Raw genomic sequence first — 21,165 nt, forward strand, 5'->3', positions numbered from 1 at the left:
GGAGGGGTATGGTTGCCCCTCCATGGAGCTATGGTTGGCTCCGACTCCCTTGCGGGGTAATGTTTGCGCTTGCGCTAACGCGCACGCTGCACGAACGCTAATGTTCAGAGTCGGTACTTTCCCAATCGCACTGTCTTAACCCCTTAGGACTGTTTAACGATTCGGTTCATGAGCCGGGAACTAGCACGCATTCCCGGGTAGGAACTTTAACTCTTGCTCTGAACGTAGCCAGTTAAGGCTTAAGCTGGTCAGCTACCTGAAGGGGAGGGCACGAAGCCCCCGTGCTTCAGCCGGGGGTGCTGACTTCTCAAATTTCGACCGATGTCTATTGTAACACGAATTTCGAGCTTCCAAAGCATTGCCCGTCCTCGGCAGTTGGGAGGGCTTCACCCGCCGAATCACGTCAAACACCTTCCGCGTCGTGTCCGGGCGCCGGAATGCGATCGCAACAACAGGTGTCGTCAGCAATTCCGATGGGGCCATGAGCGCTGGGGGTTGACAGGATGGGTGCGACGCTCTCGATTATACAGGCAAGATGCCCGTGCTACACGAAGAGCGTGAGTGTAGCACGAATTGCCGTTCGGTTTGCCGGAATAAAGTGTTCGGTTATTTGCACTTGACAATTTTTTAAAAATATGTAATAGAGCGCCGACTGAGTTACAGGAGTCAATATCCGGTGTGATCGCGCTTCTGTTGGGACAGCTTCACCCCCCGCATCACGTCAAACACCCTCCGTGTCATATCCGGGCGCCGGAATGCGATCGCAACAACAGGTGTCGTCAGCAATTCCGATGGGGCCATGAGCGCTGGGGGTTGACAGGATGGGAGCGATCGCGCAGCCTGTGCGAAGCACCCATCGCATCGTATCTGGTTTCTGCCAACTTTTCGGAGTTGATAACAAACAGTCGGGACAATTAAGTGCTAAAATTTAAACCCATTCAAACTGAGTTGAAAGCCGTAATGGAAGCTCTGCGAATCATCACCCAACCCGTCAATCGGCAACTGATTATCGATCTCCCCCCGTCACTGACCGGCGACCAACAATATGAAGTGATCGTTCTCCCCATCAGCTCCCAGGAATCGGTGACAACTCCACCGCGTCGCCGACCTTCTGAAAAACTGGCGGGTACAGTTCACTTACTTGACGATCTCATCGCACCCACCACCCCGGACTCCGATTGGGAATCCTCCTGAGCCATGCTATTACTTGATACTCACATTTGGATACGCTGGCACAACCCCCAGTCGGGTCGTTTCGCCCTTGCTGAAAACCTAATCGAGGAGATAGAAACGGCTGACAGTATTGCCATCAGTGCAATTTCCTGTTTGGCGATCGCCCTGGAAGGAGACATTCAGGTGTTACCCGTCGATCGCCCCATTGCGATCAAAGCGTCTCAACTACCGGAGCATCATCGCGATCCAGCCGACCGGATTATCATTGCAACCGCCCTCATACATGAGGCTTCATTGGTCAGTCTAGATTCTGTTTTTCCTCAGTATGAAGAACTAAAAGACCGTTTAATTACTGGTTAATTTTCAACCGTTCGATCGCGTGGGCGGGATCAAAATCTCATCAAATAACCGGGGTAACAGTTGCCAGCGATCGATGAGACTCAAAGCAATTAATGGCGTCGCATTGACAACAACCTTCATCGATCCCTCAATTTATCGGCCAATTCTCGACTGGTTTTCGCCTCCTCTTCAAACTCAGCTTCGGTGTAGTCGATCGCGGCAAATCCCCGTTCGCCAATCAAACGATAAAACTCCAAACGGCTGCATCCCAAAACCTCCGCCGCCACCCCCGAAGAAATTTTACCCTCTTCATAGAGTTGACCCAAAGTCAAAATCATCACCCGTCGCTTAAACCCTTCGGGTTCTTCCCGACAAGCCACCAACAACTGTTCTGGAAATTCAACAAAAATGCTCATTTCACCGAACCCGATTCAATACTATGAGCCGAAAATCTTCTCGCCCCCAAACCCCCAATTCTGGGGGCTCTGAGCCGAAAGATTTTGACCGATCGTTTCACACTACTACTGGACCGACACACCTTAAACGGTGGGTTGCGGCGGATTGCTAGATTGCCATCACAGCCTGGGTTTCAGCCGCCTAACCCACCCTACACAAAAGCTACACGAAAGCACATTTTTAGCCGTGTCGGTCCACTACCAGCGATCGCGTAGCGTGCGCGTCGCGCGATCGCACCCCCGATTATACAGGCAAGATGCCCGTGCTACACGAAGAGCGATCGGAACGCGATCGTCGCACACTTTTGGAAATTGACTGGGGCGTGGGTTTTCAACCCTGCCTAATCCCCGGCGTTCTAGAAACTGTCGTGGTATAATCTAAAGCAAAGAAATAAGGGAGAGTCTATGAGTATTTTCATTCCCGAAGAGATTTTAAAAGCCGCCGAAGTCAGCGAAGATGAATTAAAGATCGATTTGGCATTAATCCTGTACAAAAAAAACAAAATTAGCAGCGGACAAGTGCGGGCTTGGTTGGGTTTAACTGTTTTAGAATTTCAGCACGAACTCGCCAAAAGAGATTTATGTCTGAATTATGACGTTGAGGAACTCAATCAAGATGTACAAACCCTAAAAACACTGGGACTCCTATGATTGTTGTCAGCGACACTTCCCCAATTACCAATCTCGCAGCCATAGAAAAACTAGATCTGCTACATTTACTTTATGGAACAATCACCATTCCCGTGGCCGTTTATAATGAATTGACCCCAGCCGGAACTGACGAACCCGTTCCCGGCACTCTCGAAGTCCAAACATTGCCCTGGATTGTAACTCGACCCGTCCAAAATACCCGACAAGTTGACGAAATTTTGGCGGCCCAACGGCACATTCATCTCGGAGAAGCGGAAGCGATCGTACTGGCTCTCGAATTGAGATCCGATCTACTCCTCATGGATGAACGGAGAGGCAGAGCGCTGGCAACTGATTATCAATTAAAAGTAACCGGATTGCTGGGTGTTTTACTACAAGCCAAACATCAAGGGGCGATTCCCGCCGTACAGCCTTTAATCGATCAATTGATCGAAGATGCGAAGTTTCGGATAGAGAGCAAACTCTATCAACATTTTTTAAAACTGGCAGAAGAATAGCAAACAATTGGCATACGATCGCCACAACGGCTGTCGTCAGCAATTCCGATGGAGCCATGAGGGCTGGGGGTTGACACGATGGGTGCGATCGGAATGCGATCGTCGCACACTTTAACGATCAGCTTGTGGTATGATCGGAACCGAACAGGCTCCTTATGGGTCAAAGTTTGAATGAAAATAGCGACCATTTTTTAGGATTGATGTCACCCATGAACGAGGATGATAAAAATGAATTCAGTCATCATTTTTGAAGTGTATCAGGAAGAAGATGGCGGATTTGTAGCCGAATGTTTGACCGAGGATATCTTCACTCAGGGTGATGATTGGGAAGCGTTGCGAGTCCATGTCAATGAAGCCGTCAAAGGCTATTATTTCGACCAACCTAGCTGTCCCAATGTCAAGCTACATCTAGTCAAAGAAGAAATCTTAGTCATCCAGTAATGTAGATCGATCCAAATTATCGATGAAAATCCCCAGAGATATGAAAGGGACTCATTTGGCAGACATTCTCTGTCGCCAATGGGATTATGAGGTGGTTCACTAACAGGGGAGCCACATTATTTTAGAAACGGAGTTGCCCCACCATCAAAGGATTAGCATTCCCAATCATAACTCTTTGCGACTGGGAACTCTCAATAGTATTTTACGAGCAATTTCCCGACACAAAGGAGTTGCTAAAACTGACATTATCAATACATTGTAAGTCACCCTCATTTGAATTTAGATATCCCCACAACTCGGGCGATCGCATTACCTAGAGCGAGCGGCATTCGGTTTGCCGGAATAAAGCATTCGGTTATCCGTACTTGACAAGTGTAGTTGATTGTGGGTTGATTAAAATCCTTCGCCAGCATATCCTGATGATGGTATAATCCCTGGGTTAATCCAACCGGTCTATATAGACTTGATTCTGGGGAGTCAGGGATTTAGTGAGGGGTAATCAACTGCTGCCGAGCGGTAACTAGAAGAGGCGGTGGATGGTTTTCAAAAAGCGATCGCCATCCCCATTTCCCTGGATTTCAGTAATCCTGCTAGGGTAGTGGTAGGCCGGCTGTGATGTAATGCGATCGCCTCATCCAACCTCCCCCTGCTGTGAAAGAATTTATTGAGACCTCAACCGGAATTATATCACCCGCCAAAGCGATCGCCAACCGCCGACTCCCAGCCGACATCCCCCCTTACTCCCCCCATAAGCGGGTATATTAGCAGAAGTGGCGATCGCCCCAGTCCTCAATCGGTATAACTCCCCTTCCGCCCAGGATTGCGACCCTGCCAATTATGCAGGCAAGATGCCCGGAAAACGAGCGATCGCCTAGTCTGTGGGTAGAGCGATCGCGCTTCTGTGGGGACCGCTGCACCAGCGGCATCACATCAAACACCTTCCGCGTCGTGTCGGGGTACGGGAATGCGATCGAAACAATGGGTGTCGTCAGCTCAAATAGTTGATTTAGGGCAGAAATTCAGAGTCCAGCAAATTCTCGGCAGTAAAAGGACACCTTTCCGGAAAAATCTCCGGGGGTAATTCACTTTTTTTGATGGCTTGCTTTCTAGCCTTGACATAAATTTCTTCAATCTCCTGCAAGAAATAATTATACAAAGTTCGAGACTTTAGCAATAACTCCAGTTCAAACCGAAAATTATCAATTTCATTTTGCCAGCCCTTACCGCAAAGCCGCCTTTCCGATTCCCAATATTGGTAAAGCAATAAATGAATCAACAGTTGTCTTAAATAGCTAGATACTTTTCGTCTTTGTTCGTTTCCCAAACTTAAAATTTCCTCCATTAGATGCGGAAAATCAAGTCGATTTATCTCTTTTTTCTCAAGTGTTTGATAGGTTTCTTGAAGCCAAAGATAATAATCTTGTTCATAAAGATCTGAAACATCATTATTCATCGGATTACCTCCCATTGTCAACAAAAATAAAGTTTTGTCCCTCCCTCAACTATACAGGCAAGATGCCCGGACCACACTATGAGCGATCGCATAGTCGGAGTGCCACATATCGCCGCCATCCCATATTACGAGAAAACGAAATTTAAGAAACTCGATTTTTTTGAAAAACTCGGTTTTTGGAAACAAGCGTTCGCGCAGCGTGTGCGTAGCACCTATCGCATAGTCGAAGTGCCACGTATCGCATGAACCGAACTCACATTTATCGCCATCTCACCTACCTCGCTATAACATTTAGTTCGGTCACTCAATTTTCAGCCAATTAAAAATTTCTGTAGCTGATAACTGCATCTCTTTAACACTCTCTAAAACCGGTAAAAATTCCTCCTTTGAGGGTATATCTGGAAATTGATTGAGTTTAAATATCATAACTGACTCATCTTTGGAATCGATTAACCATCCCAACTCTGTTCCTTGCTTGAGACTAAAAATAATCTTTTTAATTACCTGGTTTGCCGATTGCTCAGGAGATAAAATTTCAATCACCCAATCCGGACAAACTTCAAAGCGATTTTGAATTCTTCCTTGTTCCGTCTTAGGGATGCGTTCCCAAGCAAAAACAGAAATGTCAGGCACCAGAGAACGTCCGCCAAAAGTACACCTTAACTCTGTGAATGCTAAAGCCCCCTTGTTCGCTTTGCCAATGTCATTGATTCTGGCAGATAGATAAGTTTGGATAATACTATGTTCTCCCTGCGCCATCGGTTTTTGTGCTATCTCTCCATCGAGATATTCAGAATAAGGTTTGGTTTCAGGAAGTTTTAAAAAATCCTCTAAGGAAACTTTTGTGACCGATGGATTCACTGCAACCACGTTTGACCTCCTAACAATGTGGGATTAATGTGGAGATTCCTTTTTACTGGGTACTCAATCTCGCGATCGCCTCATCCAACCTCCCCCTGCTGTGAAAGAATTTATTGACCCCTCAACCGGAATTATATCACCCGCCAAAGCGATCGCCAACCGCCGACTCCCAGCCCACATCCCCCCTCCCCCATTTTGTAAATAAATTAGCACCAATATCATCCTCAGTCTTATCCCCATTTTTCATTTAAATCAAGCATTTCAAAAATCTTCTGGACGGATTTCAGCTTGCTTTAAAATTGCCCGCAAAGTCCCCTCTGGCATATCTCCCGAATGGTTAGGAATCGTGGTATATAAATTCCGATCTGGGTTGTACCAAATTTCGTGACTAACAGCAGCTTGGCGGTCAAAAACAAACCCAAAAGTCTTCAACTTTTTCACAATTTCTCGATAGCGAAATCCTGACAATCTTCCCATCAAACAAATTATTCATTAATAATCAATGGATAATCAAACTTTTCGGCAAGAGTTTGTAAACCTTCCCAATTCATAAGTTGTCTTTCACGACGAGCTTCTATTAACTTAACGGCTACATCACGAGCTATTTCCAAAGTTTCAGCCAGAGTTTCTCCCTGAGCAACTAAACCAGGCAAAGCATCGCTGGTTGCTAAATAAACACCTTCAGGTAATTTTTCAATATGCAGTTGCAGCAATTTTTCCATAATTGACACTTGAGAATCTAAGCAAGTCCAAAAGTTTGGGAATTCTTGTAATTATTGATACTAGCAAAGCCCAACTATCTGGGGCATGGTCTTTCTTGTATTACTTATTGTCATAACCGTTATCCTCAGCTACTGCCTTGCCTTAAATATTTGTTCGGCGGTCAAATTGAGTTCGGGAAAAGTTGGCGAAGCCACCACATTTTCACCTCTAAATAAATTGAGCGCGTACTCTCCTTCAACTAAATTATAAACCGAAAGAGTGGGTTGTTTGGGGTCTCCAATATAGCGCCTGCCTCCTAGCCCTAAATAATCAACTATCCAATATTCGCCTATCCCTAATTTTTCATATTCTGCCAGCTTCATCAAATAATCATCCCGCCAATTTGTACTGACGACTTCTATGACTAATTTAATACTCGCACCTTGAGTAATCGTCGATCGCTTTGTCCACAGAGGCTCCTTTTCTAGGGCATTATCATCTAATACCATAACGTCGGGAATATAAGCCGACTTATCAGAATCTATGGCTTTAATTAGTCCTTGGCGAGGGATAAAAAATGGCAAATTTAAACTATCAATGTAAATTGATATTTTGGATGCCAGAAAACCTGCCACTTTTTCGTGAGTTCCAGTCGGCTGCATTTTAACAATCTCCCCATCATGCAATTCAAATCGACCCTCATAACCATCCGGATACCAATCCATAAACTCCTCTAAAGTCAAGGAATTTTTCTGTTCTTCCGTCGGATTAGTCTTAACAGTTTCCTGACTTAACATATAGCTCCTCCGATTTTATGACTGATTCCCCCCATCAAACAACTCGGTTCTGGCTCCCTCTCAACATATCATCAACTGCCAACCTTGAGGGTGAATTCCATAGAGAATGTTGATAACAGCTTCGCCAACCAGCCTGAACCTTTCTTGACTGCCATCATCAAAGGGGCGGTTTAAACAACAAACATCAAAGTAGATTTTACATTCACATACCCCAGTATTTTACCAGATCACGATACTTACGCAACTTGACAAATTTCTATGGCTGTGGTACAATGGGGGAGGGTTTCCGCATCAGTTTAGTCTGGGAAGTCAGCGATTTAGTGAGAGGTAATCAACTGCTGCCGAGCCGTAAGCTAGAAGAAGCCGTGGATGGTTTTCAAAAAGCGATCGCCATCCCCATTTCCCTGGATTTCAGTAATCCTGCTAGGGTAGTGGTAGGCTGGCTGTGATGTAATACGATCGCCTCATCCAACCTCCCGCTGCTGTTCAAGAATTTATTGACCCCTCAGCCCGAATTATATCACCCGCCAAAGCGATCGCCAACCGCCGACTCCCAGCCGACATCCCCCCGTTACTCCCCCCATAAGCGGGTATATTAGCAGAAGCGGCGATCGCTTCAACAGGACTGACATTCACCACCGCACCCCCACGCGGCCAACTGACACACGGCAAAATAGAGCGAGGCAATTCACCCACTACACCCCCTCCCACTGCTGGCGTGTCGTTTCCACTACCAGGCTGACCAACCATGACGGCCGCATTATTGACCAACGCATCCACCCTAGCCACTTCACCTCGCCACTTTTGAGCCATCTCCTCCCAGGCAGAAACATCCGGGACATCAGCTTGAAAAAACCTATCCATTTCCGCTACAGGAGCGGACATATTGCCTGGCTGAACCCCCACCACATACCAAACTTGGGGGTGAAAAAACTGGGCAGTTGCCTTGCCAATACCGCCTCAAACTCCGGTAATTAAAACCACTAATTTAGTCATTCAATTAATCCTATTCAGTAGTTATCTCCATGCCCAAAACCAGACCTAAGCAATAATCTTTCCAACCACACATTAGCTATTTGACTAACCTCTGTTAAAAATCAGAAACCGAAGGAACCCGACCCCGATTAATCCAATTCATCATCAAGTAAGGATGAACCAAATGAAAAGAGCGATTGGCAGACCTATAAATGCCATGATGTTGTGGAATAATTACCGTTAAATCCTTAACCAGAAAATCCCTAAAATTTCCCGTCACCAAAGCAGTTGCATCACCCGCAATAGAAGTTTCTAAAACGTGGCGATCGTCCCAGTCCTCAATCGGTATAACTCCCGTTCCTCCCAAAGTTAATTGCGGGCTTAATTGAGCATAACTGCGTATTAACTCAACATAAAAAACCGCATCATCCCGCAAAACTTGAAGTTCCGGTCGATTTTCCAGAACCTCTTGCAACCTATTCAACATTCCCCAAGAGATGACGATCTCGACTTTTCCAACCAAACAGTTGCCCTGTCGAACTATGTCCACCAAAGTTTGACAAGAAGTTCCCTCTCTTCCCTTCACCGAAGCTAACAGAGCCGCACACCAAATATTCAGATCCAAGCACAACCTTAAAGTCTCAGTCATCTTGAGTTAGCTTAACTGCAGCATCAAGGATATCGTCTTCAGTTACCAAAGAATCTAACCACTCCTTATTTAGCTGCGGTTGAATTTTTTGTATAGCTTCATGGTACTGACTTTCCAAAATAGCCCGGGCGACAATATTAGCCATCTCAACTTTTTCGGCACCGGAAACGACGTTACCGGCTAACCATACAGCAGGTGGCAGCAGGGAGCAAAATTCGATCGCTAATTTAGCAATTTGAGAAGGAGACAAATTCTGTTTTTTGGATAAAACATCGATTTGTCTTAAAGTTTCATTATCTAGGTTAACCGGCAGATTTTCCATGACAAGCGGGGTAACAATGACTGTGGAATTGAACTTTTAAGATAGCCCAAAAATATCTCGCATAATATTTAACATTTTTACATTGTCTATATTTAAAATCTGTGCGATCGCCATCCTCATTTCCCTGGATTTCAGTAATCCTGCTAGGGTAGTGGTAGGCTGGCTGTGATGTAATGCGATCGCACCTTGCCACCTGCCCCTGCGGTGAAAGAATTTATTGAGGCATCAACCGGAATTATATCACCCGCCAAAGCGATCGCCAACCGCCAACTCCCAGCCGACATCCCCCCTTACTCCCCCCATAACCCCCTATATTAGCAGAAGTGGCGATCGCCCCAGTCCTCAATCCGTATAACTCCGGTTCCGCCCAGGATTGCGACCCTGCCAATTATACAGGCAAGATGCCGGGAAAACGAGCGATCGCCTAGTCTGTGGGTAGAGCGATCGCGCTTCTGTGGGGACGGCTGCACCGGCGGCATCACATCAAACACCTTCCGCGTCGTGTCGGGGTGCCGGAATGCGATCGCGACAACGGCTGTGGTCAGCAATTCCGATGGAGCCATGAGCGCTGGGGGTTGACGGGATGGGTGCGACGCTCCCGATTCTACAGGCAAGATGCCCGGAAAAGGAGCGATCGGAAGGCGTGTGTGCACATACTGCATTTCCGAAGCATTGGATTCAATTCCCCATCTCCAATTGACCCAGGGCGATCAAACTTTCCAGATCCTCTAAAGCATCCGAAAGATAAATCCCGATAACTGATCGCACCGAATTTAACATCTCTTCATCCGCCCCCCCCAACATCCGGCTAATATCCGCCAGATCTTGAGAACGGCTGGCTTGCAACTTCATCAATACTAAATAGGGCAATGCAATGACCGGCAACCCATCCGGGGAAAAGTTGGGATAAGCGATCGCATCGGCAATCCATGCTTGCTCGAATTCCAGCACGTCTAGAATCGTTCCATCCGATAACTGCCAGGTACTCCCGCCAATATTTAACGCTCCCACCCTTTGACTTCCCGCCTGTTCTAATTCTCCATAAATGCGGTCAGAATTTTCTGCCCAAATTAAAATATCTAAATCATCGGTCATGCGTTCGGGCATATAAAGCCGAGTGGCAATTCCTCCCACGATAACAAAAGGCGTTTGAATAATTGTTCTGAGATCAGTCACGGGATGATTCCAAGTTCGCGATTGGAGAAATGCTAGACTACTACCCCGACCCGGACGGCATCGACGCAAAGCCATTTCGAGATAAACTTTTCTTCGATTTGCCGGTACTGCCAAATTGGACATGAGCGATCGCTTTTCCCACTTCAACTGCTCTCCAGCTTAACGCGATCGCGCTTCTGTGGGGACGGCTGCACCCGGCGCATCACATCAAACACCTTCCGCGTCGTGTCCGGGTGCGGGAATGCGATCGCCACAACGGCTGTCGTCAGCAATTCCGATGGAGCCATGAGGGCTGGGGGTTGACACGATGGGAGCGACGCTCCCGATTATACTGAACCGACACACCTTAAACGGTGGGTTACGGCGGATTGATATATGGCTTTCACAGCATGGGTTTGAGCCGCCTAACCCACCCTACTGAACCGACACACCTTAAACGGTGGGTTACGGCGGATTGATATATGGCTTTCACAGCATGGGTTTGAGCCGCCTAACCCACCCTACGCGAAAGCACATTTTTAGCCGTGTCGGTCCACTACAGGCAAGATGCCTGTGCTACGCGAAGAGCGATCGCGTAGCGTGTGCGAAGACCATAATAAATTGACCCTATATTCTGACTCAAAAATCGGCGGCGGGAATCCACCAGCAAAAGCCAATCTATCGGCGATTTCTAATTTTCTGAATATCTTGCCAAAACTCATCTCGCGTCACCGACTTCAGCAGATTTTCTCGTTCTTTCGTGTAATCGCCATGTCCCCATCCCACCTGTTGTAAAAAGCGAATCGCATTAATTTGACCCAGATTCTCAACTAAAACTTGATAACCTTGTCTTCTCAATTCAATAGGTGTCATCAGTCATTCCTCCTTCTTGTTGAAAAATCGTCATCAACCAATTAACCGGATTGCTCACTTTAACCCGCAATCCATCTTGATTGTTACTTGCCTTTTTCAGCAGGCGATCGTCTGTCGTCAACAAAACATCTGCTTTGATCCTTTCAGCGCTGGCAACATGAAAAGCGTCGTACAGTCCAAATCCCAATAGTTCCAACTCTTGTGAACGAATATTGATTGCATCGTCAATTTCAACAACCGTCGTAGCCAAGTTCAAAATTTCTCTGATATTTTCTAATTTTTCTAAATCGCTCATTTTTTCCAGTTCTGCTGCAATTGTTTCACTCATAATCAACTGCCAACCTTGGGCATTAATTCGATGGAGAATGTTGAGGACAGCTTCTCCTTCTATGCGAATCCGTTCTTGACTCCAATCATCAAAGGGGCGGTTCAAACAACAAACATCAAGGTAAATTTTACATTCAACCATCTAAAATCTTTCGCCTTAACTGTCGGAAAATTACTCATCGGGGGATCTGGACAGGCTTGATGATCAGATTCTCTTCAGGTATCGGTTCTTTATCCTCAAGCAAACTATCAATATATAATTCCATTGCTTCGGTGATATTTACCAAGGCTTCCTCAAAATTATCTCCCTGGCTGTAACACCCTTTCAAAACCGGACAAAAAGCATGATAACCCCCCTCTGATTCTTTTTCACAAATCACCGTGTAATTATAAATTTTTGTTTCCGAAGTAGACATGGACTTTGCATTCATACACCACTCCTAAAATCTAGAACCCGCCTTTAAAAATTCCCTTGATTGACCGCATCAACTCACCTCTAAAATTTCGACGGCTATCTATTATAACACGAATTTCGAGCTTCCAAAGCATTGCCCGCCCTTCGGACGGCTTGACTCGCGGCATCACATCAAACACCTTCCGAGTCGTGTCCGGACGCCGGAATGCGATCGCCACAACCGCTGTCGTCAGCAATTCCGATGGAGCCATGAGGGCTGGGGGTTGACACGATGGGAGCGACGCTCTCGATTATACTGAACCGACACACCTTAAACGGTGGGTTACGGCGGATTGCTAGATTGCCATCACCGCCTGGGTTTCAGCCGCCTAACCCACCCTACACGAAAGCACATTTTTAGCCGTGTCGGTCCACTACAGGCAAGATGCCTGTGCTACGCGAAGAGCGATCGCACCTATCTCGTTTGCCCCGATCGCCACTCATTCAAAGCATTGACTAAAAGCAGCTACAAGTGCTAAAATTAGGCGTTATAAAAACTGGAAAATATTCGATACAACTCAACCCAAAAGGAGAATCTCCAAACAATGCTTTATAAAGTTCCTTTGCTGCTCTCCCCCCAACCCGAAGGGGGATTTACTGTGACGTCCCCACTCTTGCCAGAACTTCTGACCGAGGGCGACACCGCCGAGGAAGCCCTCGCCAACGTTCAGGATGCCCTGGCTGCCGTGGTCGAGATTTATGAGGATTTGGGTCGAACTTTACCCCCAAATTTATGTGTTGCCGATGCCGATCATTCTGTGTGGCTAGAAACTTTAGTCGTGAGTTCATGAAGTATCGCGAAGTGGCCCGAAAACTGAAAGCATTGGGTTGTCAAGAATTGCCCCGGCGCGGGGGTGGCTCTCACCCAAAGTGGTTGAATCCCAACACAGGGCAAGCTTCGGTGTTACCGGATTGGGGAAGTCGCGATCTCAAAATTGGAACTCTACGGTCTGCACTGCGACAACTGGGAATTGATTGGGATGTTTTCAACAACACTTAATTAAAGCAATTCATCGCCTCGCATTGACAACAACCTTCATCGACCCCTCAATTTATAAATCCCATGACTTCCTTTCTGTCGGTGTAATTGATAACCCAATTTGCTGATGACCCGGTTTTTTCAAAAAACCGGGTTTCTCGAAACAAGCGATCGCCAGCGTCGGAGTGCCACGTATCGCGCGCGTCGGAGTCCGACGTATCGTCCGCTCAAATGAGGATGATGCAGAAACCTGAGAGCAACCCCCATCGACGAACAGCGGCGATCGCACTCTTAACTATAAATTAAGTTGCTCAAGTAATAATTCATTTACGAGTTGATTACCTTGGGGACTCAGATGGATGTGGTCACGGTAGAGACTCGGGGAGTCGGGGTGGCTGTTGAAGGGTGGGAGAAAATCGATAAATTTAATATTTTCCTGTTGGGTAAGCGATTGCAGACGTGAGCGTGCTTTAAGTTCGTAGTCCTTTGGTCCTGGCTCACCGATTTCTCGTAGTAGGGGAGTCATCAGCAGTAGGAATTGAGCCCCCTGTTGAAGAGCGATCGCATTTAGCTCTCTAATCATATCTAGGTTATAAGCCACCACATCCTGGGGACGTGGGCGAGAAGGTGGAGGGATAGGCTGATCGCGTCCTAAATAGCGGTTAAACAGTTCCAACAAGGCTAAAGGAGGTTTTTGGTCTGGATAGTTGCGATCGCGTCCGACAATGTGAGGATTAGGGATTCTAGCAAACAAATCATCGGTATTGAGTAGCAAAACTAAGATCTGAGAACCAAATAAACCGAACTTCTGAACATAAGCCAATTGATTCGGGGGTCCCCAGGAATTAGCAGAAACATTGAGAACCTCCACCTGTTTGACTGGTAGTTGGGATTGAAGCTGTTGTGTCATCATGGCAGAAATCGTGTCATCCTGATCAGTCCACCATCCACCATTAGCAATAGAATCTCCTAACAACATGATCCGGAGAGTGTTATCTTCTGGTGTAGGGGCGATCGCATGAGAACGCATAGAATATTGATTAATCTCAATCCGGTTGCCAAATCGTCTGCTACTCTGATCACCAGCCAATAAATAGCCGATCTCCTCATCAGATACATAAATCAAAGGATTGCCAAAACCAAAAAAAACCCGTAACCCTAGTTCCAAAAGAGCGATCGCTCCCAGAACCCCAACTATCACTATCACCAGAATTTTGACCATCTCAGCCTCAAATTAGTCCCCGCGTGCAGAATTTGCTTGGTCAATTCTTTCAGTATCACAAGGATATAGCGAATCCACAAAAGTTACCAAGCATTGTAAAGTCTCAACAAGAATCTAGTCATATATAGTCAGATTTGACCAATATAGACATGAATTTCCGGCTCTGGACAATCGGCGATCGCACTTTCGCAGTTCGTGACTACTAACCCGAACAGTCCGTAGTTACTGTCCAGAGTCCGCTCCAACTCCTCCGTTTCTCCCTCTAGCACCGCCTGGGAAAGTTTCGTCGGCAAATATAATTATTTATCAATTTCCGTCAAACAATTTACGCAAATTCTCAGCCAAAATATTCCCCGAATACAGAATCCTCCCATCTACCGCATCCTCCCATCTACCGCGATCGCATTATCGCCATCACTAGGTCATTATGTTAACTTTTGTAACAAAAAATTAAGAAATGTTGCGAAAAAATTTTTTTTGGGGGGGTGGGGTTGCCTTTTGGGGGGGTCTGTGCTATACTTTAGATAATGGGAATATTGGAATTTTTTTTATGGCTGCATATATTCTTATTTTGAAACGATATGTCAATATCTTATCATGAGTTCCCGGCTGTTGTCAACCCTCACCCGTTGTCTATAATGAATAAAACGATATTTTTTGGAGTTCCCAATTATGGCAGATTACCATATAGAAAATAATCAGGAATGGTGGACGCAGCAATGGTTAGATATTCTGAATCGCTATCGGTTTAAGAAGCGATTGGAAAGGGCGAGAAATTATGCGAGACAGGGTAATGTTCTCAATATTGAATTTACTGGTCAGCGGGTTCTGGCGCAAGTTCAGGGGACGCAAGCGGAACCTTATCAGGTGGAATTGTGGTTAGATGCTTTTACGGAGGAAGAATGGGGATATGTGATTGAAACATTATCCCAGCAGGCGATTTTTTCGGCGAAGTTGTTAGCGGGGGAAATGCCTTATAATATTGAGGATGTATTTGCTAAAAATGGCTTGCGGCTATTTCCTTTTAATTTGGATGAAGTACACTCTCGGTGTAGTTGTCCAGATCCGGCTAACCCCTGTAAGCATATTGGTGCAGTTTATTATATGTTAGGCGATCGCTTTAGTGAAGATCCATTTGTCTTATTTCAACTGCGGGGACGCTTGAAAGAAGAGATTATCGCTAAATTGCGAAATATACGGGGTTCTGGTGAGGATAAAAAAGACAGAAAAACCTCCCAAGTATCCCCATCTGTCAGGGGTTATCAACCTCCGGCTGTGGGTGGATATTGGCAGTATAACCAACAGTTAGAATCTTCTCTAGTCGTGATTTCACCACCTCCAGGAAGCGAGACGATTTTGGATGTTTTGGGTTCCATTCCTCTGGGGACTACCGTATCTAAAAATGGGGGAATGTCAGCTACGGCGGCGGATGTAGTTATGCAGTATTTAGATACTGTTTATAAAAATGTCAGCGATCGCGCCGTTTTGAGGGGATTCAATCGAGATTCGGAAGGCTAATTTATCGGCAAAAGAGAGGCGATCGTTGGGGGTAAGTCTTGGGGTTGATTAATCATCAAATCCGGTTGATATTGAGCCAGTACATTAGCCGAATTAAACCCCCAAGTTACCGCGATACTCTTGATTTGCGATTTGTGGGCTGCAGTGATATCTCTGGTTTCATCTCCCACATAAACGGCTTTATGTTTGGGGATATTTTGCTGTTTTAGCAGGCGGTTAATAATTCGGTGTTTACCAAATAGTGTTGACTCGGAATTCAGATTATCAAAAAGTGCTAAAACACCATGTCGGTTTAACACAAATTCCACATTACTTGGTGAGTTAGACGTGATAATAGATAGTTGACAGCCTTGGTTTTTCAGGTCGTTTAAGGCTTCAGGAATACCCGGAAATAGAGAAATAGATCCGAGATTATTTTGTAATTCCTGCTGGACTCGGCGCAGGAGTTTAGGAATTTTGAATAGGGAGATATTAGACAGCTTAATAATTTGCCAAGAATTGAGATTTTGTAATTGCTGTAAATCAGTGGCTGTGGTGGGGGAATATCCAAAATCTGCCGCCAGGTCATTGGTAATGCTAATCACCACTTCCAAGGTATCAGCTAAAGTCCCATCAAAGTCAAATATGATAATTTTTTCATGGCGATCGCCCATAGGGTTTAAGATATCTTTAAAAATGGCTATCACCAGTATACTACCCCCACCATAACATTTAACTCAGATAGGGATGAGATGAACCCCAGCCCAAATAGGTTTTAACTATATTAACCGCAATTCTCACCTGACTAGCCCCCATGGAAATTTTATAGGGTTTATGGGGGTTTTTCGGATTAGGATCTATCGTGACCACATTATTTTCCCATAGACGACTCTCCCGCGACCAGTCCAGTTGCGCCAACTCAGATATTTGACTTCCATTAAACTCATTTTGCTGACCGTCATAGGTCATATATAACAGTCGCCCCAGTATTTCCAAACCCACCCGAAAACCTAATAAATATTTTTCCTTAAAATTAGCCACTTCTTCAACCGTTAATTCATCCACACTCTGATTAGCAATATGTGATGTGACCGGACATTCCGAAAAAAACTGATTCAGACATTGAGTTAATTCATGGGATGCCATTTCTACATCATAATCTTCTAAGTCATTATCCGGCTGATTAGTAAAAGCACAACTGACCAAATTCACAATATAAGCATTAGTATAAATCAACTTCTGCTTAGTGGAAGGGCTTTTTTTCACCTTCTCAGTTTTCCCATAAAACATGGAAACGCGATTGACCAAATTTTTGGTAATCCCAATGCGACCGGAATGTTCCCCAAAAGAAACCAGCAAAGATTTATCTAATTGTCTGGCTTGCGCCATATCCCTAAAGTCGGTCTGACACTGATTAAAATTCTCCTCCAAAACCAAAGTAATCGGAAAATCATCCTCACCGATTAACTTTCCTAAATCACTTTCAATTAATTGATGAATCGCGGTTTTGCGGTGTTGTCCATCAGTGATATCTAACTTATGACCACGGGGAATTATCACAAAACACACGCCTCTACCCAAGTCAAGAATTTGGATATCTTCAGGATTAACATTAGCTGTCAGTGTTCCCAAAATCCAGGGTTTATTTTTATGAACACGCTGGATAATATAGTCTTTAATTTCCTCAGCATGACCTTTAATCTCCGGTCGATTTTTGCCAGAGTCCGGGTCATTTCCCAGGGAGGGTCGCGCCTGTAGGAGAGTTGGTAAATCTTGGGCTGGGACATTAATTTGAATCATTTGTCGCCCTCCCTGGTGACACATCAACCCCAAATAACACCTCTCGCGGAAGTATTGATTATAAAGAGGTGCCACCAAATGGTCTATTTTATTGGTAGGTTCATCATTAACCATGGTTTGATTAGTTGGTATGAATTTATATCTATTGTTAGATGATATCACAAATCTATAGGTTCAGGTAATCCTACTTCCCTGGGTTTAACTATCCGACCCTCAAAATTAATCGCCCTATTTTCAAAAGTCCGCGCCTCAGCCAGTTGTTTGCGTATCATTGCCTCATCCATTAATTCGGTGATTTCTCCTAGTAAATAAACAATTAAATCAGTAGCCAAAGACCGACCAGCTACTCGGACTCGGCGTTTATTGGGATCATATAATACGCCATACCATATAGATTGAGGGTATTCTATATGATTAAAACCACCCTCGGCATCAAATTTAACTAACTTTTGAAATACGGTTTCCAAGGGTTGTTGATAGTGAAATACCACCTTGCCAATACCATGAGCGATCGCTATTTGTCCCACGGGTCTAAATAAAATATTTCCTAATCCTGGGGGACGTTCAAATCCAAACCTTCGCAAATCAGGAGTTTCCATTCCTTGTGTAAGTTTTTGATAACTGGGTAAACTCGCCAAACCATCAAATAAACTCATTAATTCCTGAGTACCTAATGCCAACTCTTCGGGTTCGGGACGGTAGGGAACCAAACCGGGTTGTGGCGCTTTCCAACCTCGAAATTTAGGGTAACAACCTAGATATAATTCCGCCATATCTCGTAAGGCTTGTAAGGTAGTTAATACTGTGGATTTGGTGGCAACTGTGGCGCTATCCCAGTTAATCCGAGGCTTACGTCCGGGTTCATCTTGGAGTAGGGGATGATTAACGGCTATCTGGCGACAAACAATAGAAAAACCATCATTTTCATCTAAGGCGGCTAACTGTCCTTTACTGAGTTTAACTGCCATTTGATTAAGGTGTACAAAAATAGACCTAATTCGCCTTTGTGCTTGCTGTCTAGTCTCTCCAGCCAAGACGGCGGGGATAAATTCAATGCCAATGGTTTCGTGGTTTAAGGCGGCTAGTTTATCTTGTGGCTGCATATTTACTATAGGCAATTTATCCCAAGTTATGGGTTCACCGACAGGTTTTTTGAGTTTGCTATAGGGTTGTATTTTCCGGGTTGTTAATAATTCTATGACTCCCTGAATTCCCATGAGTCTATGCTGTCCATCTAAAGCAAAGACAGAGACGGAAGATGATAAATCTAAGATGCCGATTTTTCCATGTTCATCTAAGGGGATATATTGGGCTACTGAACAGGTGGCTTGTCCGTTTTTATCCCATTGTGGTGCTTGCGGGTTATCTACCCAGTGGGGACTAATAACGACGACGAGGGGGGGAAATTTCCGATCCCAATTGTGGGTAATCAGGTATTGTACCAAGATGGCTTGACGTGACCAGTCTAGGGGTCGCTGGAGTATAGCATCAATGGTTTCTGCGCCTCTTTCTATATTTTGGGTTTCGGGGTCAATGTGGCTTTTAAATAGGGGTAATTCGGAAGCATAACCAATGTGACTGGCAGCCCATTCTAGGCTGACTGCGCCTATATATCCTTGGGTGACTCCCATTGATGTCGGTTGAACTAAAATGCGATCGCTATTATTTAACAACTCGGTTAGCAGTTGTCCTAGTTCCCCTGGCTGTCCCTCGGTTTTTGGGTTCCTTGCGATCGTCATAGCTATTGTACTACTATACTGATATGGTTTTTAAAAACTTCTGTCCCCAATCGCATACTATCCTATATGGGGCATTTCGGCAAGGCTATTCTATCTGTTAGGAGGGACAGTGACAAACACCAGACCAGTTGGTTAGATTCAATTATGGCAATTCTAGCAGTTATCTCAATTATCTAAAGGAGTATTATCAAATGAACGCTGAACAAATCAATTTATTTCCACCCAGTCAAAATACGCCAAATACCAAAATTGAAGAATTTGTGGCATCCATAGAATTGTTAACCCAAGAAATTCAAGAACTCTACTGCTTGGATCATATTCCTTGGGTGATAGGTTATTCTGGCGGTAAAGATAGCACAGCCACATTACAACTAATTTGGAATGCGATCGCGCAACTACCCCCAGAAAAACGCCATAAGACAATTCATGTAATCACAACAGATACTCTAGTTGAAAATCCAGTAGTTTCAGCGTGGGTTCGTAATTCCATAAAAATCATTAAAATGGCAGCCAAAAAACAAGAACTACCCTTTAATCCTCATTTACTTCAACCAGAATTAACAGAGACTTTCTGGGTAGGCTTAATTGGGAAAGGCTATCCAGCGCCAACGGGTAAGTTTCGTTGGTGTACTGATAGGCTAAAAATACAACCTTCTAACCGATTTATTCGTGATGTTATACGAAAAAGCGGTGAAGCTATTTTAGTTCTAGGAATTAGAAAAGCTGAAAGCAAAAGTCGTGCTATCAGAATGGAGCAATATGAGAAGAAGAGAGTCCGCGCTCATCTAAGCCCTAATATGAACTTACCTAATTCCTTGGTTTATAGTCCAATTGAGGATTGGGACAATGACGAAGTTTGGCTTTATTTAATGCAGTGGGAAAATCCTTGGGGATACAGTAATAAGGATCTTTTTACTATGTACAAAGGTGCTAGTGCAGACAATGAATGTCCTCTAGTAGTCGATACTTCTACCCCAACTTGTGGAAGTTCTCGTTTTGGATGTTGGGTATGTACACTGGTTAGCCAAGATAAATCACTGTCAGCGATGATTCAAAATGATCAAGAGAAAGAATGGTTACTTCCCCTGCTTGATCTTCGTCGAGAATTGGATGTTGATGAAAGTCGCCATAGAAGAGATTTTAGAAGAAGAAGTGGTATAGTCCAGCTTTACGAAAGAAATTTAGAAGGAGAAGTATCTGTAGAACCAATTCCTGGACCTTTTACCAAAGAATCTAGGGAATATTGGTTAAGGCGACTTTTGACAGTTCAACAACAGGTTCGTAAAAATGCACCGCCTGATATGCGGGATATAACCTTAATTCAACCCGAGGAACTTAGCGAAATTCGGCGGATATGGTTGGAGGAAAGACACGAATTTGATGATAGTTTGCCGAGAATTTATCAAGAGGTGACAGGAGAACCTTTTGAAGACCCTCGCCATGGTGGTGGTAATGCTATGTTGGGTGTGGATGAATGGCAGATTTTGGAGGAACTTAGCGAAGGTGATCCGATGTATTTAGAACTGATGACCAGACTCCTGGATACTGAACGACAGTATAAAACTATGTCGCGGCGTACCGGAATCTATGATACCTTAGAAAGATGCTTTGAAACGAGTTCTCGATCGCAATCAGAAGCGATCGCAAATGCACACTATCAGCGAGACCTGAAACAAGCGGCTAAGGAAGGAAAAGTTGAAGATATCAAAAAAATTGTCAATGGTGAAAAACCGGAACCTCCTCAACAGCTAAACTGGGCGAGTCTCAAATTTAGTTAAGCGTCATGTATTAAGATGCTTCTGGG

The 21,165-nt window shown here is 44.9% G+C and carries 35 protein-coding genes; 11 read left to right on the plus strand and 24 right to left on the minus strand.

Annotation, left to right across the window (positions count from 1 at the left end; genetic code table 11):
- The first annotated feature begins 918 nt into the window (after positions 1-918).
- Both XZ46_RS00120 and XZ46_RS00125 read left to right on the plus strand, forming a co-directional pair.
- Positions 919-1,194, plus strand: a complete 276-nt coding sequence (locus XZ46_RS00120) for a hypothetical protein (protein ID WP_006622291.1) — start codon at positions 919-921, stop codon at positions 1,192-1,194.
- Positions 1,195-1,197: 3 nt separating this feature from the next.
- The gene (locus tag XZ46_RS00125) at positions 1,198-1,533 is read left to right on the plus strand and encodes a type II toxin-antitoxin system VapC family toxin (RefSeq protein ID WP_006622290.1); all 336 of its coding nucleotides are present in this window, start codon (positions 1,198-1,200) and stop codon (positions 1,531-1,533) included.
- A 3-nt stretch (positions 1,534-1,536) separates the two neighbouring features.
- On the opposite strand, the gene XZ46_RS38510 is transcribed toward XZ46_RS00125, so the two are convergent.
- Complete coding sequence (locus XZ46_RS38510) at positions 1,537-1,653, minus strand: PIN domain-containing protein (RefSeq protein ID WP_473113732.1); 117 nt, start codon at positions 1,651-1,653, stop codon at positions 1,537-1,539.
- The gene (locus XZ46_RS00130; RefSeq protein ID WP_008051655.1) at positions 1,650-1,928 is read right to left on the minus strand and encodes a UPF0175 family protein; all 279 of its coding nucleotides are present in this window, start codon (positions 1,926-1,928) and stop codon (positions 1,650-1,652) included. Before XZ46_RS00130 ends, XZ46_RS38510 begins: the two co-directional genes overlap by 4 nt.
- A gap of 444 nt (positions 1,929-2,372) precedes the next feature.
- On the opposite strand from XZ46_RS00130, the gene XZ46_RS00135 reads away from it, so the two are divergent.
- From XZ46_RS00135 to XZ46_RS00145, 3 genes are all read left to right on the plus strand, one after another.
- On the plus strand, positions 2,373-2,618 hold the full coding sequence (locus XZ46_RS00135) for a UPF0175 family protein (protein WP_008051659.1): 246 nt from the start codon (positions 2,373-2,375) through the stop codon (positions 2,616-2,618).
- Complete coding sequence (locus XZ46_RS00140) at positions 2,615-3,115, plus strand: PIN domain-containing protein (protein ID WP_008051661.1); 501 nt, start codon at positions 2,615-2,617, stop codon at positions 3,113-3,115. The genes XZ46_RS00135 and XZ46_RS00140 overlap by 4 nt, the downstream gene beginning before the upstream one ends.
- Positions 3,116-3,343: 228 nt before the next feature.
- On the plus strand, positions 3,344-3,556 hold the full coding sequence (locus XZ46_RS00145) for a 2-phospho-L-lactate guanylyltransferase (RefSeq protein ID WP_008051663.1): 213 nt from the start codon (positions 3,344-3,346) through the stop codon (positions 3,554-3,556).
- Positions 3,557-4,146: 590 nt separating this feature from the next.
- Here the strand turns inward: XZ46_RS00145 and XZ46_RS34940 are convergent.
- Positions 4,147-4,287: a hypothetical protein gene (locus XZ46_RS34940; RefSeq protein ID WP_162198532.1), complete on the minus strand. Its 141-nt coding sequence runs from the start codon at positions 4,285-4,287 to the stop codon at positions 4,147-4,149.
- A gap of 106 nt (positions 4,288-4,393) precedes the next feature.
- On the opposite strand from XZ46_RS34940, the gene XZ46_RS33620 reads away from it, so the two are divergent.
- Positions 4,394-4,561: a hypothetical protein gene (locus tag XZ46_RS33620; protein ID WP_157234408.1), complete on the plus strand. Its 168-nt coding sequence runs from the start codon at positions 4,394-4,396 to the stop codon at positions 4,559-4,561.
- Between the two features lies 1 nt (position 4,562).
- On the opposite strand, the gene XZ46_RS00150 is transcribed toward XZ46_RS33620, so the two are convergent.
- From XZ46_RS00150 to XZ46_RS00170, 6 genes are all read right to left on the minus strand, one after another.
- Entirely contained in the window at positions 4,563-5,009 is a 447-nt protein-coding gene (locus tag XZ46_RS00150; RefSeq protein ID WP_008051668.1) for a DUF29 domain-containing protein, read from the minus strand.
- Positions 5,010-5,309: 300 nt separating this feature from the next.
- The gene (locus tag XZ46_RS00155) at positions 5,310-5,879 is read right to left on the minus strand and encodes a Uma2 family endonuclease (RefSeq protein ID WP_008051669.1); all 570 of its coding nucleotides are present in this window, start codon (positions 5,877-5,879) and stop codon (positions 5,310-5,312) included.
- A 54-nt stretch (positions 5,880-5,933) separates the two neighbouring features.
- Complete coding sequence (locus XZ46_RS33625) at positions 5,934-6,083, minus strand: hypothetical protein (protein WP_167300515.1); 150 nt, start codon at positions 6,081-6,083, stop codon at positions 5,934-5,936.
- A 48-nt stretch (positions 6,084-6,131) separates the two neighbouring features.
- Positions 6,132-6,347: a type II toxin-antitoxin system HicA family toxin gene (locus tag XZ46_RS00160; RefSeq protein ID WP_008051670.1), complete on the minus strand. Its 216-nt coding sequence runs from the start codon at positions 6,345-6,347 to the stop codon at positions 6,132-6,134.
- An 8-nt stretch (positions 6,348-6,355) separates the two neighbouring features.
- Complete coding sequence (locus tag XZ46_RS00165) at positions 6,356-6,592, minus strand: type II toxin-antitoxin system HicB family antitoxin (protein WP_008051671.1); 237 nt, start codon at positions 6,590-6,592, stop codon at positions 6,356-6,358.
- Between the two features lie 129 nt (positions 6,593-6,721).
- Positions 6,722-7,369, minus strand: coding sequence for a Uma2 family endonuclease (locus tag XZ46_RS00170; protein ID WP_008051672.1), 648 nt, complete (start codon positions 7,367-7,369; stop codon positions 6,722-6,724).
- 245 nt (positions 7,370-7,614) lie between these two features.
- On the opposite strand from XZ46_RS00170, the gene XZ46_RS33630 reads away from it, so the two are divergent.
- Positions 7,615-7,818 (plus strand): hypothetical protein, encoded by a 204-nt coding sequence (locus XZ46_RS33630; protein ID WP_146743363.1) that lies wholly within the window; start codon positions 7,615-7,617, stop codon positions 7,816-7,818.
- 37 nt (positions 7,819-7,855) lie between these two features.
- Here XZ46_RS33630 and XZ46_RS33635 read toward each other — a convergent pair whose 3' ends face one another.
- From XZ46_RS33635 to XZ46_RS00210, 10 genes are all read right to left on the minus strand, one after another.
- Complete coding sequence (locus XZ46_RS33635; RefSeq protein ID WP_322786889.1) at positions 7,856-8,278, minus strand: Rossmann-fold NAD(P)-binding domain-containing protein; 423 nt, start codon at positions 8,276-8,278, stop codon at positions 7,856-7,858.
- A gap of 181 nt (positions 8,279-8,459) precedes the next feature.
- The gene (locus XZ46_RS00180) at positions 8,460-8,993 is read right to left on the minus strand and encodes a PIN domain-containing protein (RefSeq protein ID WP_008051675.1); all 534 of its coding nucleotides are present in this window, start codon (positions 8,991-8,993) and stop codon (positions 8,460-8,462) included.
- Positions 8,986-9,315 (minus strand): hypothetical protein, encoded by a 330-nt coding sequence (locus XZ46_RS00185; RefSeq protein ID WP_006622262.1) that lies wholly within the window; start codon positions 9,313-9,315, stop codon positions 8,986-8,988. The genes XZ46_RS00180 and XZ46_RS00185 overlap by 8 nt, the downstream gene beginning before the upstream one ends.
- A gap of 143 nt (positions 9,316-9,458) precedes the next feature.
- Positions 9,459-9,599, minus strand: a complete 141-nt coding sequence (locus tag XZ46_RS34945; protein ID WP_162198533.1) for a hypothetical protein — start codon at positions 9,597-9,599, stop codon at positions 9,459-9,461.
- Between the two features lie 30 nt (positions 9,600-9,629).
- Complete coding sequence (locus XZ46_RS33640; protein WP_162198552.1) at positions 9,630-9,968, minus strand: hypothetical protein; 339 nt, start codon at positions 9,966-9,968, stop codon at positions 9,630-9,632.
- A 25-nt stretch (positions 9,969-9,993) separates the two neighbouring features.
- Positions 9,994-10,638 carry a hypothetical protein gene (locus XZ46_RS00195; protein ID WP_228116436.1) on the minus strand — a complete coding sequence of 215 codons (645 nt, stop codon included), beginning with the start codon at positions 10,636-10,638 and terminating at the stop codon, positions 9,994-9,996.
- Entirely contained in the window at positions 10,635-10,778 is a 144-nt protein-coding gene (locus XZ46_RS33645) for a hypothetical protein (RefSeq protein WP_155839097.1), read from the minus strand. Before XZ46_RS33645 ends, XZ46_RS00195 begins: the two co-directional genes overlap by 4 nt.
- Before the next feature lie 370 nt (positions 10,779-11,148).
- Positions 11,149-11,343 (minus strand): hypothetical protein, encoded by a 195-nt coding sequence (locus tag XZ46_RS00200; protein WP_006622257.1) that lies wholly within the window; start codon positions 11,341-11,343, stop codon positions 11,149-11,151.
- The gene (locus XZ46_RS00205) at positions 11,330-11,812 is read right to left on the minus strand and encodes a type II toxin-antitoxin system VapC family toxin (RefSeq protein WP_006670165.1); all 483 of its coding nucleotides are present in this window, start codon (positions 11,810-11,812) and stop codon (positions 11,330-11,332) included. The genes XZ46_RS00200 and XZ46_RS00205 overlap by 14 nt, the downstream gene beginning before the upstream one ends.
- 34 nt (positions 11,813-11,846) lie before the next feature.
- Positions 11,847-12,101 (minus strand): type II toxin-antitoxin system HicB family antitoxin, encoded by a 255-nt coding sequence (locus XZ46_RS00210; RefSeq protein ID WP_006622254.1) that lies wholly within the window; start codon positions 12,099-12,101, stop codon positions 11,847-11,849.
- Between the two features lie 622 nt (positions 12,102-12,723).
- On the opposite strand from XZ46_RS00210, the gene XZ46_RS00220 reads away from it, so the two are divergent.
- A complete protein-coding gene (locus XZ46_RS00220) occupies positions 12,724-12,915 on the plus strand; it encodes a type II toxin-antitoxin system HicB family antitoxin (RefSeq protein WP_228116437.1) in 192 nt (63 codons plus the stop codon).
- Positions 12,912-13,124, plus strand: coding sequence for a type II toxin-antitoxin system HicA family toxin (locus tag XZ46_RS00225; protein WP_008051682.1), 213 nt, complete (start codon positions 12,912-12,914; stop codon positions 13,122-13,124). Before XZ46_RS00220 ends, XZ46_RS00225 begins: the two co-directional genes overlap by 4 nt.
- Before the next feature lie 274 nt (positions 13,125-13,398).
- On the opposite strand, the gene XZ46_RS00230 is transcribed toward XZ46_RS00225, so the two are convergent.
- Entirely contained in the window at positions 13,399-14,325 is a 927-nt protein-coding gene (locus tag XZ46_RS00230) for an SGNH/GDSL hydrolase family protein (protein WP_006622251.1), read from the minus strand.
- 128 nt (positions 14,326-14,453) lie between these two features.
- Complete coding sequence (locus XZ46_RS00235) at positions 14,454-14,618, minus strand: hypothetical protein (protein ID WP_006622250.1); 165 nt, start codon at positions 14,616-14,618, stop codon at positions 14,454-14,456.
- A gap of 379 nt (positions 14,619-14,997) precedes the next feature.
- Between XZ46_RS00235 and XZ46_RS00240 the strand changes: the two genes are divergently transcribed.
- On the plus strand, positions 14,998-15,843 hold the full coding sequence (locus XZ46_RS00240; protein WP_008051684.1) for an SWIM zinc finger family protein: 846 nt from the start codon (positions 14,998-15,000) through the stop codon (positions 15,841-15,843).
- Here XZ46_RS00240 and XZ46_RS00245 read toward each other — a convergent pair.
- Genes XZ46_RS00245 through XZ46_RS00255 form a run of 3 tightly spaced genes read right to left on the minus strand, consistent with a single transcriptional unit; the run spans position 15,840 to position 19,361 of the window.
- Positions 15,840-16,529, minus strand: a complete 690-nt coding sequence (locus XZ46_RS00245) for an HAD hydrolase-like protein (RefSeq protein ID WP_008051686.1) — start codon at positions 16,527-16,529, stop codon at positions 15,840-15,842. The two genes, XZ46_RS00240 and XZ46_RS00245, sit on opposite strands and share 4 nt — an antisense overlap.
- 25 nt (positions 16,530-16,554) lie before the next feature.
- Entirely contained in the window at positions 16,555-17,736 is a 1,182-nt protein-coding gene (locus XZ46_RS00250; protein ID WP_008051688.1) for a DNA sulfur modification protein DndB, read from the minus strand.
- A 44-nt stretch (positions 17,737-17,780) separates the two neighbouring features.
- A complete protein-coding gene (locus tag XZ46_RS00255; RefSeq protein WP_008051689.1) occupies positions 17,781-19,361 on the minus strand; it encodes a DGQHR domain-containing protein in 1,581 nt (526 codons plus the stop codon).
- A gap of 191 nt (positions 19,362-19,552) precedes the next feature.
- On the opposite strand from XZ46_RS00255, the gene dndC reads away from it, so the two are divergent.
- Positions 19,553-21,139, plus strand: a complete 1,587-nt coding sequence (gene dndC, locus XZ46_RS00260) for a DNA phosphorothioation system sulfurtransferase DndC (protein ID WP_008051690.1) — start codon at positions 19,553-19,555, stop codon at positions 21,137-21,139.
- Positions 21,140-21,165 lie beyond the last annotated feature (26 nt).

Source organism: Limnospira indica PCC 8005 (assembly GCF_000973065.1).
In the GTDB taxonomy this organism is placed as follows: domain Bacteria; phylum Cyanobacteriota; class Cyanobacteriia; order Cyanobacteriales; family Microcoleaceae; genus Limnospira; species Limnospira fusiformis.